Genomic DNA, 16573 nt, shown 5'->3' with positions numbered 1-16573 from the left:
ACTGAAATAACGACAGGACACTGAGCCTAGCTTAGTGTCGCGCAAATCGTCAATTATAGCTGTGTGGACTCATCTTAGCTAGTCCATGGTGTTGTTTTAACCACGAAATTTTTGTCTTTTTCGGGCTACTTCGCAACACCTTTCATTATTGAAATCAGCTTAGTAAGCTGCATTTTCTCAGCTTTTGTTAAAGTCTGTTTGAGACTAAGTTCCTGATAGCGTTGTTCTATATATTGGTTAGTCAACCATATCAGGGTTTGTTTAAACTCGGTCAACACATTCTCATCCGCCACTTGATGGTCCCATTGGGCTAACTTTATTAGAGTGCTCTTCTGTTCGTGCTCTCTATGTATCTCAAGTAGTTGTGCGCTATTAAATTGTTGAGTTCGAGTTATTTCAAGCAAATGATTCAGCAAGTCAATGCCAGCCATTTGAATTTTGTTTAATGCCGGTTGTGGGGCAAGTCCAAAGCCCAAGCTGGGTTTTTGAACTAACAATGCAATGGCCAACCTTAGTGGTGTGCCTCGCCCTTGTAACCCTTTGGCATTAAGTGGTTGCGGTTTCTTGACCGCAAAACCTAATTTTTTCTTTAAATCATCACTGCTGTTCATGCCCAATTTGTGGGATAAACTTTCTAACAACAGGTTTTGTAATACGCTGTCTTGCACTTTTTCGATTAAGGTTATCGCCTGCTTTGCAAGGGCGCCTTTATCTGTACCATGGGTGCTGCTCAAGGTTTCAAACAAAAATTCTGGTAACTGCATGGCCTGTTGAATCAGCTCTTCAAAAGCCGCTTTGCCAATTTTTCTGACCATGGTGTCAGGATCTTCACCCTGAGGTAGAAACATGAATCTTACCATGTCACCGGGTTTTAAAAGCGGTAAGGCAGTTTCTAGTGCACGCCATGCGGCTTCACGTCCAGCTCTATCACCGTCATAACAACAGATGACTTCTTTGGCACTACGGACTAACAATTGAAATTGTTCAGCTGTTGTCGATGTACCAAGCGATGCAACAGCATAGTCAACGCCAAATTGCGCTAACGCCACGACATCCATATAACCTTCAACAATCAACACATGTTGTGGATCGCGATGAAGTTGTTTTAATTCGTATAAGCCGTAAAGTTCATTACCCTTATGAAATATGGGCGTTTCTGGAGAATTCAAGTATTTAGGGGTACCTTCACCTAAAACTCTTCCACCAAAACCGATAACTCTGCCGCGTCTATCGCGGATTGGAAACATTAATCGGTCACGAAAACGGTCATAACGCTTACCGCTGTCGTTTTCTATCAACATGCCGGCGGTAAGTAATTTGTCTTGTGCTGATTGGTTTTGACGGTAGCGGCCTAACAAACCGTCCCAGCCGTCAGGCGCAAAACCTATGCCGAAATGCTTAATAACATCATCCGATAAGCCTCTAAAGTCGAGGTAATCGAGTACTTTTTGCTTATCTTGATGTTGTCTTAACTGGCTTTGATAGAATAGATTTGCTTCTTCCATCAATTGATATAAATCACGACTTAATCCGTGATCTTGACGTTTTGTATTGCCATTTTCTTGCGGTACATCTAAACCAAGTTGACTGGCGAGTTCTTCGATCGCATCGACAAATTCTAATCGATCGTATTCCATGACAAAATCAATGGCATTGCCATGTGCACCACAGCCAAAGCAATGGTAAAACTGTTTATCTCTGCTGACGGTAAAAGAGGGCGATTTCTCGCTATGAAAAGGACAGCATGCAGAATGATTTTTGCCAGCTTTTTTCAATGGCACTTTTCGATCAATAAGATCGACAATGTCAGTGCGAGCTATTAGCTCATTGATAAAATCACGAGGGATCGCCATTGATTGCTATAAATTCTCGAAGTCACTTTATCAACAAATTAAAACAAACAAGCCGTGCAGGTGCACGGCTCATTCAACATTAACGCCTGATTATTTCAATTTTGCGCGGATTAAAGCACCAATGGCACTCATGTCTGCACGTCCTTGAACTTCAGATTTTAATGCTCCCATTACTTTGCCCATATCCGCCATGGATGCAGCACCTACTTTAACAATAGTTGCATCGATAATCGCTGCCACTTCCGCTTCAGTTAATGGTGTTGGCAAGAAGGTTTCAATTACTTGAATCTCTTCTGCTTCAGCTGCTGCAAGCTCCGGGCGATTCGCTGCTTCATATTGAGCAATAGAATCGCGACGTTGCTTGACCATCTTGGTTAAGATAGCTATTACCTGTTCATCATTCAACGTTTCGCGGGTATCCACTTCAACTTGTTTGACGGCGGCAAGTGCCATACGAATAGTGCCTAAGCGTACCTTTTCTTTGGCACGCATAGCGTCTTTCATTTGGTCTTTTAGCTTATCGACTAGGCTCATAATGAGATTAGTATAAACGTACGCGACGTGCGTTTTCGCGAGAAAGCTTCTTAGCTAGACGTTTAACTGCAGCAGCTTTTGCGCGCTTACGTGCAGTAGTTGGCTTCTCGTAGAATTCACGAGCACGTACATCAGCTAAGATACCAGCTTTTTCACAAGAGCGCTTGAAACGACGAAGAGCTACGTCGAATGGTTCGTTTTCACGTACTTTAATAATTGGCATACGCCATCACCCCTTAGGTGTAGTTGAGTTGGTTATTAAGTGTTTTAAGTTCGAAACTTAAACCCTTAAATAGCCAAAAGGCTAATTAAAATGGTGCGGAATTTTACACCGAGCTAAGGGTATTTGTAAACCCTTTGTTCAGATTGTCTGCTTAAGGCGAGTTAAAAAACAATAAATAGCTGTTTTTAAAGTTATATAAACGATCAAAAACGATCGTTGTGTGGGTCTGTTGATTTTATCTGGAGAAAACTTGCACCAAAGGCTAGAATTAGCCGCTTAATTTTACAGGAACAAGACATTATGCGCATTATTGGTATTGAAACATCATGCGATGAGACTGGCATCGCCGTTTATGATGATCAGCAAGGCCTGCTTTCACATGTATTATATAGCCAAGTAAAGCTGCACGCTGACTATGGTGGCGTCGTGCCAGAATTGGCATCTCGTGATCATGTGCGTAAAATTATTCCGCTAATTAAACAAGCGCTGACTAAAGCTAATTCTTCTATTGATGACATTGATGGCGTGGCATTTACAAAAGGCCCAGGCTTAATTGGGGCACTTTTAGTGGGCGCCTGTGTTGGACGTTCATTAGCCTATGCCTGGGGAAAACCTGCGGTAGGTGTACATCATATGGAAGGGCACCTTTTAGCCCCGATGCTTGAAGATGATGCTCCTGAGTTTCCGTTTGTTGCCTTATTAGTCTCTGGCGGACATTCAATGTTGGTGCAAGTGGACGGTATTGGTCAATATGTTGTACTAGGCGAGTCTGTTGATGATGCAGCAGGTGAGGCTTTTGATAAAACCGCAAAATTGATGGGATTAGATTATCCGGGCGGTCCGCGTTTAGCTAAATTGGCGGCGCAAGGTTTGGAGGTTGGATACAAATTTCCGCGTCCAATGACAGATAGACCGGGTCTTGATTTTAGTTTTTCAGGTTTAAAAACCTTTGCCGCCAATACTATTGCAGCTGAGCCTGATGATGAGCAAACTCGTGCCAATATAGCCAGAGCATTTGAAGAGGCGGTGGTGGATACTCTTGCCATTAAGTGTAAGCGTGCCCTAAAGCAGACAGGATATAAGCGCTTAGTGATTGCCGGAGGCGTGAGTGCCAATACGCGTTTGCGTGAGTCTTTAGCTCAAATGATGCAAGACATGGGCGGAAAAGTGTATTACCCCCGTGGCGAGTTTTGTACAGACAATGGTGCCATGATTGCTTATGCCGGAATGCAGCGACTTAAAGCCGGCCAAGTAGAAGATTTAGCCGTGAAAGGCGTTCCCCGTTGGCCTTTAGATTCTTTACCTGCGGTATAAAACTTAGCATCAGATATAACAATATTAGATAAGATAAGTCGTTAAAGCTTAACGTGTTAATCCCGTTAAGCTTTTTTATTGGTTCTTTTTCGGGTCACTTTTGTTTCTTCGCCAATACGTAGTCGTTCAATATTATCTTTATGCCTAATTAAAATTAGCGTAGATAACATGGCTACTGGTAGCACGAAGCGTTCATCCAACCACCATGTATAGATGGGAGCAAGTATCGCGGTTGCCATGGCAGAAACGGAGGAGTAACGGGTTATAAAGACTAAGACAACCCAAGTCGCGACTAAACAAAGTGCTAAATCATGACCAATAGGGGCCATCGCCCCGAAAGCTGTTGCAACACCTTTACCCCCTTTAAATTGAAAAAATACCGGATAAATGTGTCCTAAGCAGGCTGCAACGGCAATAAAGCCAAGGGAAGCGGCATCTAAACCAAGTAAATAACTGAGGTAAGACGGTACAGCACCTTTGAGCATGTCAAAAAACAATACCAATATTGCCGAACTGGCCCCCCCAATTCTTAAAACATTTGTCGCGCCAGGGTTACCGGAACCGTTTGTCCTTGGATCAGGTAAACCTCTCATTTTGCAAACTAATATCGCACTCGAGATCGAACCTGCCAAATATGCAACAATTATCATCAAAACGGTTACGACTATGGTGTTCAAATTGGTTTCCTTACTCGTCTTAGGGTATTATCGCGCATGATTTTTTAATGCGCTGTTGCAAATCATTCTGCAAGCATCAAAAACAAGTTCCGTGGCATGAATTAAATTCGTTACCTTTGTTTTTGTATTGGCTTATCCTACTGCTTTACGCTTGCAGGCAAAAGGCCAGATGGTGAGAATATCACTGTTTATCTGCAATTAATTTTGAACAGTCTAATAATATGGGTTTTTCTGGAGGTTCACATGGATAAAGTGCTTATCAGGCAGTTAAAGATTGAAACTGTGATTGGGATTTATGAATGGGAAAAGAAGATCCATCAAACCTTGTTAATTGATTTAGACATGGCTTGGGATAATCGTTTAGCTGCTGCCAGTGATGATTATGCCCATGCACTATGCTACGAAACGGTCTCGAACCGTTTAACGGCCTTGATTACCGAAAAGCCCTTGGAATTGATTGAAACTGTCGCTGAAATGATTGCCCAGTGTTTGCAAAATGAATTCAATGTGCCATGGGTTAAAGTGGTTGTTATGAAGCCTGGCGCGGTACCTCATGCCGTATCTGTTGGTGTTGAAATTGAACGTGGCAATGTTTAAAACGACTTTTGATGATCAATCTTCTCAATAACCGGGATTAACATATTTAATGGCAAAAATTTACATCAGTTTAGGAACCAATATTGAACCTGAACTACACCTCCAGGCAGGATTGTTGGATTTGCAGCAACATTTTGGGCCTTTGTCTTTATCTCGGGTATTTGAAAGTGAATCTGTAGGGTTTAAAGGCACTAACTTTTTGAATATGGTTGCGAGTGCTGATACCGACATGTCGATTGCCGAGGTTGTTGCAAAGTTTAAAATGATTGAACAAGCCAATGGCCGCATTAGGGGCGAGAAAAAGTTTAGCCCTCGCAGTTTAGATATAGATTTATTGCTTTATAATGACGAAATAACCCGCCTGCCTGTTGAACTTCCTCGGGGGGAAATTCTATTTAATGCTTTTGTGCTGTGGCCACTAGCCGAGCTAGCTCCTAATTTATTACACCCCATTGTTGGGGTGTCATACCAAACACTTTGGCAGCAATACGATAAGCAACAGCAACAACTATGGCCAGTACCTTTTACTTTCTCACCCCAGTTACATTGTGTCAGTGCTTAATGATCAATATCAGTAGGCAATACGTTATTTAAACAAGGACAAATATGGAATCGCTACAAGTTATATTTTTGGCACTTATTCAAGGTCTAACCGAGTTTTTGCCTATTTCCAGTTCAGGACATTTAATTTTACCTGCACAATTATTGGGTTGGGAAGACCAAGGATTATCATTTGATGTGGCGGTAAATACTGGGTCATTATTTGCGGTGATTATTTATTTTCGAACAGAAATTGTAACCCTTACTCAGGCATGGATTAAAAGTTTTGCGACAGGCACTCAAACTCAGGAAAGTAAGCTTTCATGGTGGATTTTGTTGGCTACCATTCCTGCTGTAATTGCGGGTTTTATGGCCAAAGATTTCATTGAAACCCATTTGCGCAACACCTTAGTTATCGCAATCACAACGATCTCTTTTGGATTGTTGTTGTGGGTTGCAGACCGAATGTCAAAAGCGCAACTGAATGAGTTTCAGATGGGCTGGAAAAAAGCCCTGTTAATTGGTGTTGCACAAGCTATGGCATTAATCCCTGGTACTTCTCGTTCAGGCGCGACCATGACAGCAGCGTTAATGTTAGGACTTACTCGAGAGGCCGCTGCGCGTTTTTCATTTCTAATGTCTATTCCAGTAAGTTGTGGTGCCGCGCTATTGGTGACTAAAGATTTGATTGAAAGTCCATTACCGATTGATTATCAAGCATTAAGTTTAGGTTTGGTGGTGTCGTTTGTGGCCGCTTATATCTGTATTCATTATTTCTTGAAGTTTATTAGCCAAATAGGCATGACCCCATTTGTGATTTACCGACTAATATTAGGTAGCATTCTGCTTGGTTTGTTGTATTTATAATATTCAGGCTCAGTAACAAATGAATTAAACGGGTATTGTTACCCGTTTTTTATTTTAGTTTTTTTCTTATTAAAAGTTTATTTATGATGATTTCTCCATTAATTTGCCCGACCTGTGCTCAGCCCTTACATCAACACCAAGCTTCAAAAGGTTTATATTGCGATGCAAAGCATCATTTTGACCGCTTAGCGCAAGGCTATTACCCTTTGGTGAAGGTAAAAGCGAAAACATTGCAATCATCAGTCAGTCGACAGCAAATGCGAGCAAGGCAGTTTTTACTTCAAAGCGGGGTATTCCAACCGCTTGTCGATACTTTACAGCAATTAATGCTGCCACTAGCAACGGATAAGCAACAGCAAGTTAATTGGTTAGATTATCAGTGTGGTGATGGTTATTATTTAGCACAAATTCATGCCTTTTTAGTTGCACAGCAACAAGTTGACAATTTGTCGGCTTGGGGGGTGTCTGATGCCGAGAATGCCTTATTTGCGGCATCAAAATTACAGTCACCAGCATGTTTAATTTTTAGCGCACTTAAGGCATTACCTTTTGCGGATAAAAGTATAGATATTGTTACTTTGTTTGACGCGCCAATCAAAGGTCAGGAATGTATTCGAATATTAAAAGATGATGGCCGAATGATATTAGTACAGCCAAGTCATCAGCATTTATGGCAAATAAAACAACAGGTTTACCCGGATTTAGTTGAAAAGCCATTTCAAATCAATATTCCCAAGCGTTTAAGTATTGAAACTCACGAGTGCGTGTCGTTTGACATCAATGTCAGTGGCGATCAGGCGTTAGGTTTGCTGGACAGTTCTTTGTTTGCCTGGCGAGCCAATGATGAACTTCGACATCAAATTAAAGCTCAGCCAATTGATGGCTTGAAATGTGAGTTTGATGTATTGGTACTAAAGCTGGCATAGGGTGTACTTCAGTACGCTGTGTTGATTCTTTTTGCTGATGCAGTGTCGCAACAAATAGAAGATTTATCGTTAATATTGGATGTTTTGCCGCAATATAATATGCGCAGGAGGGGCTGGATAAGGAGGCTTAGACAGTCTTTTTTGAGTAATTAAAAAGCCTCTATAGCACAAATAATTAAGGCTTGAAGTTGATCTAAACTGCATTGCAGTTGATCCACATTCAAGCCCTAATAATCAACCTATGAAAATAAGCTAATTCTTTATAGCTATGTCTTACTTCTTGTAAGAAGAAGCCATGTTGTCTAAACGGTCGTTAGCACGTTTAGCTTCAGCTTGTGCGTCCATAGAAGCAGCTTTAGCGCCTTTAACATCAGCAGATAATTTGCTTTGCTCAGACTTTAAAGAACCAACTTCTGCAGATAGTTGATCAACTTTGTTACCTAAGTTAGCAACGCTTTCTTCTAGAGCAGTAGTGTTAGCACAGCCACCTAGTAAAGCAGTCATAGCAACACCAGCAATCATCAGTACTTTTTTGTTCATGGGTAAATCCCTTAAATATAGGTTGTAGTTTTAGCGCAAAAGCCTATGCCTTTGCAGCGGCGTAATTATGTCACACATTCTATTATTTGCTATAGGCAAACAACAAAATGTTTATCTAAAGTAGTTAAATAAACGAAAATTGCAAGTGTTTCAATGCTTATTGGGGTGATTCATGCTCAATTTCAATAAAAATAGTGATTTATCCTACAATAATCGATAAAAAAGCAGCTTTCTCCCTATAGCTATTTTTTAAGCTATAAGTTTATATGTTTCTGATTTGTTGCTTTAAAGCTTGCACTACTTCGATTCTTTTTTGGTGCAATTGCTGTTTAATTTCTGCGCCTTTAAACCCATCCAATATGATTTGTTTTACATCTACGTTACTTGCTGCTTCGAAGCAGGATTCAAGATACGCTTGCTGCGGATATTCGGCTTGTTCAAACCCGGTGCGGCCACGCATATCGGCATGGCAACAAATTAACATTTGCTGTAATCGCTGCGGTTTGCGCCAAAAATCGGCTTTATCGAAGACTTTGATAATGGTTTCAGCTTTTAGTTCAAACGCATTATGAATATTTTGATGTTGGTCGCTGACTAAAATGGCTAAATCACGGTATTCATTTGGCACACGTAGGCGTTGGCATAGGCGTTTTATAACAGGCACACCTTTTTGACCGTGTCCGTGATGCTTTGGCAAGGTTTCTTTAGGGCTTAGAGCTTTACCTAGGTCATGGGTTAAACTTGCGAACCGAACCGCTTTATCTGCCGACAATAGGCTCGCTGCTGCTAAGACCAATAAAGTGTGTACACCTGTGTCTATTTCAGGGTGCCATTTTTCAGGTTGCGGTATACCAAACAGCACATCAATCTCAGCAAAAATCACTTTCAAGGCGCCACAATCTCGCAATGTTTGAAAAAACACTTCAGGATTGTTACCGCTTAATACTTTATCTAGCTCTTGCCATACTCGTTCAGGTGTCAGGTGCTCCAGCTCACCAGACTCTGCTATTTGTTGCATCAGGGTTTGAGTTTCAGGGGCAATTTTAAAACCAAGATGATGAAAGCGCGCCGCAAAGCGTGCGACGCGTAATACTCTCAGTGGATCTTCGATAAAAGCGTCGGATACATGTCTGAGAATTTTTTGTTCAATATCGTGCTGGCCACCATAAGGGTCGACCAAGTTACCTGATTCATCTTCCGCAATCGCATTAACCGTCAAGTCTCGGCGTAATAGGTCTTGTTCTAAGCTGACATCTTTGGCGGCATAGCAAGCAAAACCTTGATATCCCATCGCGGTTTTACGCTCAGTTCTGGCAAGCGCATATTCTTGTTGTGTTTTAGGATGCAAAAAAACCGGAAAATCTTTGCCTACCTGCTGATAGCCTTGTGCCAGCATTTCTTCAACACTACTGCCGACAACAACAAAATCTTTGTCTTTAATTGCTTGGCCAAGCAGTTTGTCTCGCACCGCACCACCAACTAAATAGATCTTCATTTGGGTCACTTTTGGTCAATATAGTGGATAAATCTTACCAGAGTTCGATTTTTGCGGCTAACTTTTGACAAGCAACCTCGCAGGGATTAACTTGAGCCGTCAGTTTTAGTTAAGGATGCTAAGTCGTATGTATAAAGCTTTTTATGGATTAAACGATAATCCATTTTCCATTGCTCCCAATCCGCATTATATGTTTTTAAGTGATCGCCACCGTGAAGCCCTAGTGCATTTGACCTATGGTTTGGGTGAAACCGGTGGTTTTGTGCTGCTTACTGGTGAGGTGGGAACGGGTAAAACAACCGTATCGCGTTGTTTATTGCAGCAGTTACCTGAAAATACCGATACCGCATTTATTCTCAACCCTTCGCTAACTGAGCAAGAGTTACTGGCGACCCTGTGTGATGAGCTTGGTATTACCTATGGTGAAAATCCCAGTATTAAGCAACTTACCGACTTACTGAGCCAATATTTACTTAATAGCCATAAAAATGGACGTAACACAGTGCTTATTATTGATGAAGCACAACATTTACGTTCAGAGGTGTTAGAGCAATTAAGGTTATTAACTAATCTTGAAACGGATACCAAAAAACTATTACAGGTTATTTTAATTGGCCAGCCAGAATTACAGCAACTGCTAAAGCGCCAAGACTTACGGCAACTCGCGCAGCGTATTACTGCGCGATATCACTTATTACCGCTCAATGCTGATGAATTAGCCTTGTATGTGCAGCATCGTTTGCAGGTCGGTGGGCGACACGAGCCATTATTTACCGCAAAATCAATCCGCAGGTTACACCATTACAGCGGTGGCATACCTCGATTGACCAACCTTTTATGCGAAAGGGCATTAATGGCGGGATATGGTCAGTCTAAGGTGCCAATAGATCATAAGATGATCGATCAGGCCGCGATGGAAGTATTGGGAGAGTCGCTACCTAATAATGACAAACGTTGGTATGGTGCAATTGCTGTTGCAGCATTATTCACTTTTTCTGCTGCATTTTATATGTTTAATCAAAGTGATGAACCTAAATCAGCCGCGGCTGAATTACCCAATAATCAACCAACGAATCAACCGATTCAAACACTTCCAGCGGCTACACAAATTGAGACAGATTCACAGCCTGTTGATACTTCAGCGCAGGTTAATTCAAGTGTGATGAATGTTAACCAAAGGGTGATGCAAAATGCCATGGCGCAAAGCCAAAATATTGATGTGGCTTTTGCGGCATTATTTGGTCTATGGCAATTACAACCCATTAGCGAGCTAACCCCTTGCCAGGCTGCACAGCAACAAGGATTAACCTGTTACCAACAACAAGGTAATTGGAATAGTATTATGCGCCTCAATTACCCTGCCGTGGTGTACTTACAAGACGCAAAAATTAATCCATTTTATGGGGTGATTGTTGAGCGTCAGTACGAGCAAATATTACTACAATTGGGCGAGCAACAATTTTGGGTCGGTAAAGATTGGTTTGATCGTCACTTCAGTGGCACCTTTGAAATTTTATGGCAGTCAGAACAAATCATGCCAAGAGAAATTGGCCAAAGTGCGCCTTTAGCACAGGTGCAGTGGTTAGAGAATAGCTTAGCTATGATTGACCAGCGTCCAGCGCGTTTAGTGAGTCAGTTTGACAGTCAACTAGAACAGCATTTAATGTCGTTCCAGCGTTTGCATGGATTAAAAGCGGATGGGATAGCTGGCAGCCAAACGTTGGTGCAAATAAATTTATATTTGAGCCAAACTGGCCCTAGATTGAGTTTGGCGGAGCGTCAATAATGTCAATTTTATTGGATGCGGTAACTAAACAGAAACAGCAATCTGCAGGGGGATATGATGCGGTTTTGACGCCCCGTCCTGCATCACCTTTGATCCAGCGTAAACATGGTTTGGCAACCAAAGTTTCTTTACTGGCACTTGCTATGTCAGTAGCCATCACGGGTGCGTGGGGATTAAACATTTTGCTTAATACTGCCCATCAAGACGCGGCTAGTCTTGATGTGAAATCGGCACCGTCTGTCTCGCCGGTTATTAATACGGTAGCGGTAGTGAAGAGTCAGGCAATAGAAGAACAGCAGCAGGCAAAGGAAGATTTTAGTTTAGCTGGCAAAGTGGCATTACCTCGACCTAAACCATTATTAACTTCGATTGCAATGACGGAGCCGCAACTACGTCAGCCGCAAGCGATTAGCAACGAATACAGTCAGGCTGATGGGTTACAGCAACCAAATATGACAACCCATTCGTCATCTAATGCATTGACGATAGAGCAGTTGCAGCAATTGAGTCAGCAATACGATCAACAATTGCAAAATGCATATCAACAATCAAATGATACTCTTGACGTCGAACCTATTATTTTGGGTGCTAATGCCAATCAGCGTGGTTTACAAGAGTTAGAAGCCTTAAAACTGCAAGTCAACATGGCTGCAAATGAAGTGGATTTTAGTTCTGTTCGTCAGGAACCTACTAATCAGGACAATAACCTTGCAGATGCATTTGCTGCAGCTTTAAAAGAAGTGGAATACGAGCAGTCTGCGACTCGTGATGTCACAGAGGCTAAGTTAGACCCTATTCCTAAAACCAAACCGCAGGGGATCCCCAAATATGGTGATTTACCTGCAAGCATTCAGTTACGAGTCCCTGAATTTAATATTGTTGCACATGTGTACTCAACTGAGCCCAGCAACCGCTGGTTAAATGTTGATGGCCAAGAACTGCAACAGGGCGATATGATCCAAGGTAAATTAACGATTATTGAAATTCGTCCTCGGGACATTATTTTAGATATTGATGGCCAAGAGTTTAAAGTGCCTGCTATTTAATCATTCACTTTTGTAGATGAAGGACAACTAATAAAAAAGGCGCCTAAGCGCCTTTTTTTGTGTCCGATTAAATAAATTAACCGTGTAAGTGATTTGCTAAAAACAATGTTAATGAATAACCTAAGCAATAGCATAACAACAGTGCGGGCACATATTTTAAGTAACTGACAAAGGTTAACTCTGGGACTTTGCTCATTGCTATGATGCCAGATGCTGAACCAATCACTAACAACGAGCCACCAACACCAACAGAATAGGTTAAGCCTAACCATTGCGCTGTGGTGAGTACCGGTTCGGCTTTTAATAACGCAGCCGTTAAAGGTACGTTATCCAGTACGGCAGAACCTACACCGGTGAAAAAGTTAGAAATACTTGGGTCGTACATAGAGTAAACTTCAGTTAATAAATGCAGTGTGCCAATTTCTTTTAGCATACCGACAAGTAATAAAATACCGAGGAAGAATAATAAGGTATCGTATTCAACCTGTCGGATATATTCTAATATTTGTACTTCTTCATCTTTACTTTTATTGCTACGTCCCACTAAAAACATGACCGATAAACCAGCTAAAAATGTCAGTACAGGGGGAATGGCGAATAGTACGTTAAGTACCATAGTAAGAATGATAGTGATCAGGAAGATTAACCCAATAACAATATCAACTGTATTGTAAGACTGCGTCATTGGCGTGGTGCTGACTGAGCCTTCCGCTTTCAATGAAAACAATACCGCTAATAGCAGTACGCTGATCGAAGCAGGAATAAACAACACCAATAATTCAGAAATATGCACTTTTCCAGCAAGGAAAATCATCAAGGTTGTCACATCACCCGTGATCAGTGCGACACCACCCGAGTTGACGGCAAAAATAATCAATACCGCCATTCGACGACGCATTTGGCTGTCTAAATTAAATGTCGTCAGTAATCCAAGCGATACTAAGGTCGCTGTTACGTTGTCACAAAATGTCGATAACACTAACGAAAACATCCCCACTTGTAGCATCAGCATTCTGACTGAAACCTGTTGCGGGAAAATTTTTTGTACCATGACTTGGATCATGCCTTTTGCGTTAAGGTAGGCAACAAAGGTCATAGTCGACATTAGAAATAGCCATAGGGTAGCAATTTCTAATAAGTTTTCGTTCAGTTCCTCTGAAATTAAAGCTGATTTTTCAGGTGTTTGAGCGGCAATAAATAAGGTTATCCAAGACACACAACCTAAAAATAAGGTGGTCTTAGCTTTGTTAATATGGGTAATTTCTTCAAAAATGATACTAAGTAGTGCGAGTACAGCAAGTGTGAGCAGAAAGGTTTCTAGCATAACGGCAATTCCAACGGCTTGTTAATGACATAGCTGCTATATCATGAATTTAAGCTAACTTAATTTAAGGTTCAATTAAGCTTTCTTCAGGCGGTGCGGATCACATCACACTATGGCCTATTCTGCAACAGGCTTCTCATTGTTTTCGGTAAATAAAAGCAACTCTGAACGAGAATCGCAATCAAGGGGAGTTTTCTACATATCTTATTGAATGATTTTCAATTTAAGTGGTGAATCTTTATCATTATTGAACCCATCACATCTAGAGTTTTAAGCTGAAACTGCATAGCTTTACATCAAAGTTTTGTCATGCTGGTCTGAAAAACAACGCAGATCAATACATCAATCACAGCAAAAAATAGCATAAATATCATGCAGTCAATATGATAAAAATAATTTGGTATACAAGAGTTTGCTAGCGCGGAGAATTGATTTAAAGGCGGGGATAAAACCCATAAAAAGGCCAACCTGAGCAGGTTGGCCTTAAAGGATTTACTTCATTGCGGCAAAAATACGGTCAACTGCAGCTAAAGTATAACTAATCTCTTCTTCACCATGTGCCATGGATAAGAATCCAGCTTCATAGGCTGACGGTGCTAAGTAAATGCCTTCATCTAACATTGCATGATAGAAATGACGGAAGTGTTCCATATTACATTTGGTCACCTGGCTGAATGAAGTCATTGGTGCTTTATCTTCAGTGAAGAAGAAACCAAACATACCGCCAACGTAAGTGATGCTTAATGGAATACCATGCTTATCAGCAGCGGCCTTAAAGCCTTCAGCAATGCGTTTAGTTTTAGCTGCAAGTGCTTCATATAAGCCTGGTTCATTTAAGGCTTCCATTTGCGCTAATCCTGCGGTCATTGCAATTGGATTGCCCGATAATGTACCGGCTTGATAAACAGGGCCTGTCGGTGCGATAAACTGCATCACATCTTTACGGCCACCAAATGCGCCAACTGGCATGCCGCCGCCAATCACTTTACCTAATGTAGTTAAGTCAGGTTTAACGCCATAATGACCTTGTGCACCGCTCATAGATACGCGGAAACCAGTCATAACTTCATCGATAATTAATAATGCGCCAAATTCGTCACAAATTGTCCGTAGACCTTGTAAGAAGCCTTCAACCGGAGGAATACAGTTCATGTTGCCAGCAACTGGCTCAAGAATGATACAAGAGATCTCTGTCGGATGTTGTTCAAACAATGCCCGGACTGACGCTAAATCATTGTATGTAGCTGTGAGTGTGTGTTTAGCAAAGTCTTCAGGAATACCCGGTGAGCTAGGCTGACCTAAGGTTAATGCGCCAGAACCTGCTTTTACCAATAAACAGTCTGCATGACCATGGTAGCAGCCTTCAAACTTTAAAATTTTGTCACGGCTGGTGAAGCCACGCGCTAAACGAATAGCACTCATAGTCGCTTCTGTACCTGAGCTCACCATACGTACTTGTTCCATTGATGGCACCATAGAAATCACTTTCTCAGCCATTTTGACTTCAAGTTCAGTGGGGGCACCAAAAGATAAACCATTTTCAACTGCAGCTAATACTGCTTCACGGATTTTAGGGTGGTTATGCCCTAAAATCATCGGTCCCCATGAACCAACATAATCAATATATTTTTTACCATCAGCATCATAGATATAAGCACCATCGGCTTTTTCGATAAATAATGGTGAGCCACCTACGCCATTAAATGCACGTACAGGTGAGTTTACGCCGCCAGGAATGGTCTTTTTAGCCTGTTCAAATAGTTTTTCGGAACGGGTCATGTGTAATCCTTAATTTATTGCCGCTGATTAACGATCAGCTTTACGTGAATACCAGTTAACAGGACATTCATATTTTTCGAGTTGGTTCTCAACACCTAACGTTAATGCAAACAGTGCCATACGGATTAATAATCCGTTATCAGCTTGACGGAAAATAGCCAAACTTGGGTGGCTGTTTAAGTCGTTATCAAGCTCATTTGCCTGTTCACGTGAATCACGTGGTAAAGGGTGCATGATCACTGTGTTCGATTTACAGTGTTGAGTGTAAATATTGTGATTTAATCGGAATTTACCCCGATATTTATTCGCCTCTTCCTGTGACGGAAAACGCTCTTCTTGAATACGGGTTAAATAAAGAATATCTGCTTGATGCAGATTTCCTTCGAGTTGTTCGGTTATTTTGATCTTATGGCCAGCATTTTCAATGTCGGCGATCACATAGTCAGGCATTGCCAGTTCAGCAGGTGAAATTAATGTGAACTGGATATCTTTATACATGCATAACAAACGTGATAACGAATGCACAGTACGGCCATATTTCAAATCACCCACCATAGCGATATGCATACCATTGATCCCCATACCTGAGTGGCTGAGTTCTTTTTGAATGGTAAATAAATCGAGTAAGGCTTGGGTTGGATGCTCATTTGGACCATCGCCGCCGTTGATCACCGGAACACGACTACCTTCAGCAAACTCTTTTACCGAGTAAGCATCTGGGTGGCGCATGGCAATAACATCAGAGTAGGTCGACAGCACGCGCGCTGTGTCATACAAAGATTCGCCTTTTGACAACGATGACGATGCCATCCCTGTCGTTTCGCGTACGTGTCCACCAAGCAGGTTAAATGCACAACCAAAACTAACACGGGTACGGGTGCTGGGTTCAAAGAATAAATTACCAAGAATTGCGCCTTCTAATACCTTGGTGCGTTTTTCTCGCAGCGCATACGGGGTCATTTTGTTGGCAACATTAAAAATGGTGGTAATTGAATCCAGATTTAACTGGTTTACGGAAAGGATGTGTGAACCTTCGAACTGAGTCATCAGCCTGATTTCCAATATTTGGGGG

At 41.6% G+C, this 16573-nt stretch carries 16 protein-coding genes; 7 read left to right on the top strand and 9 right to left on the bottom strand.

What is annotated here, in order from left to right; translation table 11 throughout:
- Positions 1-125: 125 nt before the first annotated feature.
- From dnaG to rpsU, 3 genes are all read right to left on the bottom strand, one after another.
- Positions 126-1853 carry a DNA primase gene (dnaG, locus tag IEY03_RS10625; RefSeq protein WP_188841387.1) on the bottom strand — a complete coding sequence of 576 codons (1728 nt, stop codon included), beginning with the start codon at positions 1851-1853 and terminating at the stop codon, positions 126-128.
- Between the two features lie 90 nt (positions 1854-1943).
- Complete coding sequence (locus IEY03_RS10620; protein WP_188841385.1) at positions 1944-2387, bottom strand: GatB/YqeY domain-containing protein; 444 nt, start codon at positions 2385-2387, stop codon at positions 1944-1946.
- A gap of 7 nt (positions 2388-2394) precedes the next feature.
- On the bottom strand, positions 2395-2610 hold the full coding sequence (gene rpsU, locus IEY03_RS10615) for a 30S ribosomal protein S21 (protein WP_006080725.1): 216 nt from the start codon (positions 2608-2610) through the stop codon (positions 2395-2397).
- Positions 2611-2910: 300 nt separating this feature from the next.
- Here rpsU and tsaD point away from each other — a divergent pair, with 300 nt between their 5' ends.
- Positions 2911-3924, top strand: a complete 1014-nt coding sequence (gene tsaD, locus IEY03_RS10610; protein WP_188841382.1) for a tRNA (adenosine(37)-N6)-threonylcarbamoyltransferase complex transferase subunit TsaD — start codon at positions 2911-2913, stop codon at positions 3922-3924.
- 65 nt (positions 3925-3989) lie between these two features.
- Here the strand turns inward: tsaD and plsY are convergent, their stop codons facing one another.
- Complete coding sequence (plsY, locus tag IEY03_RS10605; RefSeq protein ID WP_188841380.1) at positions 3990-4601, bottom strand: glycerol-3-phosphate 1-O-acyltransferase PlsY; 612 nt, start codon at positions 4599-4601, stop codon at positions 3990-3992.
- Between the two features lie 243 nt (positions 4602-4844).
- Between plsY and folB the strand changes: the two genes are divergently transcribed.
- From folB to IEY03_RS10585, 4 genes are all read left to right on the top strand, one after another.
- Positions 4845-5198 (top strand): dihydroneopterin aldolase, encoded by a 354-nt coding sequence (gene folB / locus IEY03_RS10600; RefSeq protein WP_188841378.1) that lies wholly within the window; start codon positions 4845-4847, stop codon positions 5196-5198.
- A 49-nt stretch (positions 5199-5247) separates the two neighbouring features.
- Positions 5248-5760 carry a 2-amino-4-hydroxy-6-hydroxymethyldihydropteridine diphosphokinase gene (folK, locus tag IEY03_RS10595; RefSeq protein WP_188841376.1) on the top strand — a complete coding sequence of 171 codons (513 nt, stop codon included), beginning with the start codon at positions 5248-5250 and terminating at the stop codon, positions 5758-5760.
- Positions 5761-5804: 44 nt separating this feature from the next.
- Positions 5805-6605: an undecaprenyl-diphosphate phosphatase gene (locus IEY03_RS10590; RefSeq protein ID WP_188841374.1), complete on the top strand. Its 801-nt coding sequence runs from the start codon at positions 5805-5807 to the stop codon at positions 6603-6605.
- An 83-nt stretch (positions 6606-6688) separates the two neighbouring features.
- Positions 6689-7531: a putative RNA methyltransferase gene (locus IEY03_RS10585; RefSeq protein WP_229778281.1), complete on the top strand. Its 843-nt coding sequence runs from the start codon at positions 6689-6691 to the stop codon at positions 7529-7531.
- A gap of 273 nt (positions 7532-7804) precedes the next feature.
- Here the strand turns inward: IEY03_RS10585 and IEY03_RS10580 are convergent, their stop codons facing one another.
- Both IEY03_RS10580 and IEY03_RS10575 read right to left on the bottom strand, forming a co-directional pair.
- Positions 7805-8071 carry an Lpp/OprI family alanine-zipper lipoprotein gene (locus IEY03_RS10580; RefSeq protein WP_124017059.1) on the bottom strand — a complete coding sequence of 89 codons (267 nt, stop codon included), beginning with the start codon at positions 8069-8071 and terminating at the stop codon, positions 7805-7807.
- A gap of 262 nt (positions 8072-8333) precedes the next feature.
- Positions 8334-9566, bottom strand: coding sequence for a multifunctional CCA addition/repair protein (locus IEY03_RS10575; protein ID WP_188841372.1), 1233 nt, complete (start codon positions 9564-9566; stop codon positions 8334-8336).
- 127 nt (positions 9567-9693) lie between these two features.
- On the opposite strand from IEY03_RS10575, the gene IEY03_RS10570 reads away from it, so the two are divergent.
- A complete protein-coding gene (locus IEY03_RS10570; protein WP_188841370.1) occupies positions 9694-11352 on the top strand; it encodes an ExeA family protein in 1659 nt (552 codons plus the stop codon).
- A complete protein-coding gene (locus IEY03_RS10565) occupies positions 11352-12398 on the top strand; it encodes a general secretion pathway protein GspB (protein ID WP_188841368.1) in 1047 nt (348 codons plus the stop codon). Before IEY03_RS10570 ends, IEY03_RS10565 begins: the two co-directional genes overlap by 1 nt.
- A 76-nt stretch (positions 12399-12474) precedes the next feature.
- Here IEY03_RS10565 and nhaD read toward each other — a convergent pair whose 3' ends face one another.
- The 3 genes from nhaD to IEY03_RS10550 all read right to left on the bottom strand — a co-directional run bounded on the left by nhaD (position 12475) and on the right by IEY03_RS10550 (position 16548).
- On the bottom strand, positions 12475-13722 hold the full coding sequence (gene nhaD / locus IEY03_RS10560; protein ID WP_188841366.1) for a sodium:proton antiporter NhaD: 1248 nt from the start codon (positions 13720-13722) through the stop codon (positions 12475-12477).
- Between the two features lie 492 nt (positions 13723-14214).
- On the bottom strand, positions 14215-15501 hold the full coding sequence (hemL, locus tag IEY03_RS10555; protein ID WP_188841364.1) for a glutamate-1-semialdehyde 2,1-aminomutase: 1287 nt from the start codon (positions 15499-15501) through the stop codon (positions 14215-14217).
- A gap of 27 nt (positions 15502-15528) precedes the next feature.
- The gene (locus tag IEY03_RS10550; protein WP_188841362.1) at positions 15529-16548 is read right to left on the bottom strand and encodes an aspartate carbamoyltransferase; all 1020 of its coding nucleotides are present in this window, start codon (positions 16546-16548) and stop codon (positions 15529-15531) included.
- Between the last annotated feature and the right edge of the window lie 25 nt (positions 16549-16573).

It is taken from the genome of Shewanella aestuarii, assembly GCF_014647215.1.
GTDB lineage: Bacteria > Pseudomonadota > Gammaproteobacteria > Enterobacterales > Shewanellaceae > Shewanella > Shewanella aestuarii.
The sequence above is the reverse complement of the archived record's forward strand: the minus strand, read 5'-3'. Positions and strand labels throughout refer to the sequence as shown.

Coding starts and splice junctions, on each gene's coding strand:
- dnaG (WP_188841387.1), bottom strand. CDS start 1,853: ATGGCGATCCCTCGTGATTTTATCAATGAGCTAATAGCTCGCACTGAC.
- IEY03_RS10620 (WP_188841385.1), bottom strand. CDS start 2,387: ATGAGCCTAGTCGATAAGCTAAAAGACCAAATGAAAGACGCTATGCGT.
- rpsU (WP_006080725.1), bottom strand. CDS start 2,610: ATGCCAATTATTAAAGTACGTGAAAACGAACCATTCGACGTAGCTCTT.
- tsaD (WP_188841382.1), top strand. CDS start 2,911: ATGCGCATTATTGGTATTGAAACATCATGCGATGAGACTGGCATCGCC.
- folB (WP_188841378.1), top strand. CDS start 4,845: ATGGATAAAGTGCTTATCAGGCAGTTAAAGATTGAAACTGTGATTGGG.
- folK (WP_188841376.1), top strand. CDS start 5,248: ATGGCAAAAATTTACATCAGTTTAGGAACCAATATTGAACCTGAACTA.
- IEY03_RS10590 (WP_188841374.1), top strand. CDS start 5,805: ATGGAATCGCTACAAGTTATATTTTTGGCACTTATTCAAGGTCTAACC.
- IEY03_RS10585 (WP_229778281.1), top strand. CDS start 6,689: ATGATGATTTCTCCATTAATTTGCCCGACCTGTGCTCAGCCCTTACAT.
- IEY03_RS10580 (WP_124017059.1), bottom strand. CDS start 8,071: ATGAACAAAAAAGTACTGATGATTGCTGGTGTTGCTATGACTGCTTTA.
- IEY03_RS10575 (WP_188841372.1), bottom strand. CDS start 9,566: ATGAAGATCTATTTAGTTGGTGGTGCGGTGCGAGACAAACTGCTTGGC.
- IEY03_RS10570 (WP_188841370.1), top strand. CDS start 9,694: ATGTATAAAGCTTTTTATGGATTAAACGATAATCCATTTTCCATTGCT.
- IEY03_RS10565 (WP_188841368.1), top strand. CDS start 11,352: ATGTCAATTTTATTGGATGCGGTAACTAAACAGAAACAGCAATCTGCA.
- nhaD (WP_188841366.1), bottom strand. CDS start 13,722: ATGCTAGAAACCTTTCTGCTCACACTTGCTGTACTCGCACTACTTAGT.
- hemL (WP_188841364.1), bottom strand. CDS start 15,501: ATGACCCGTTCCGAAAAACTATTTGAACAGGCTAAAAAGACCATTCCT.
- IEY03_RS10550 (WP_188841362.1), bottom strand. CDS start 16,548: ATGACTCAGTTCGAAGGTTCACACATCCTTTCCGTAAACCAGTTAAAT.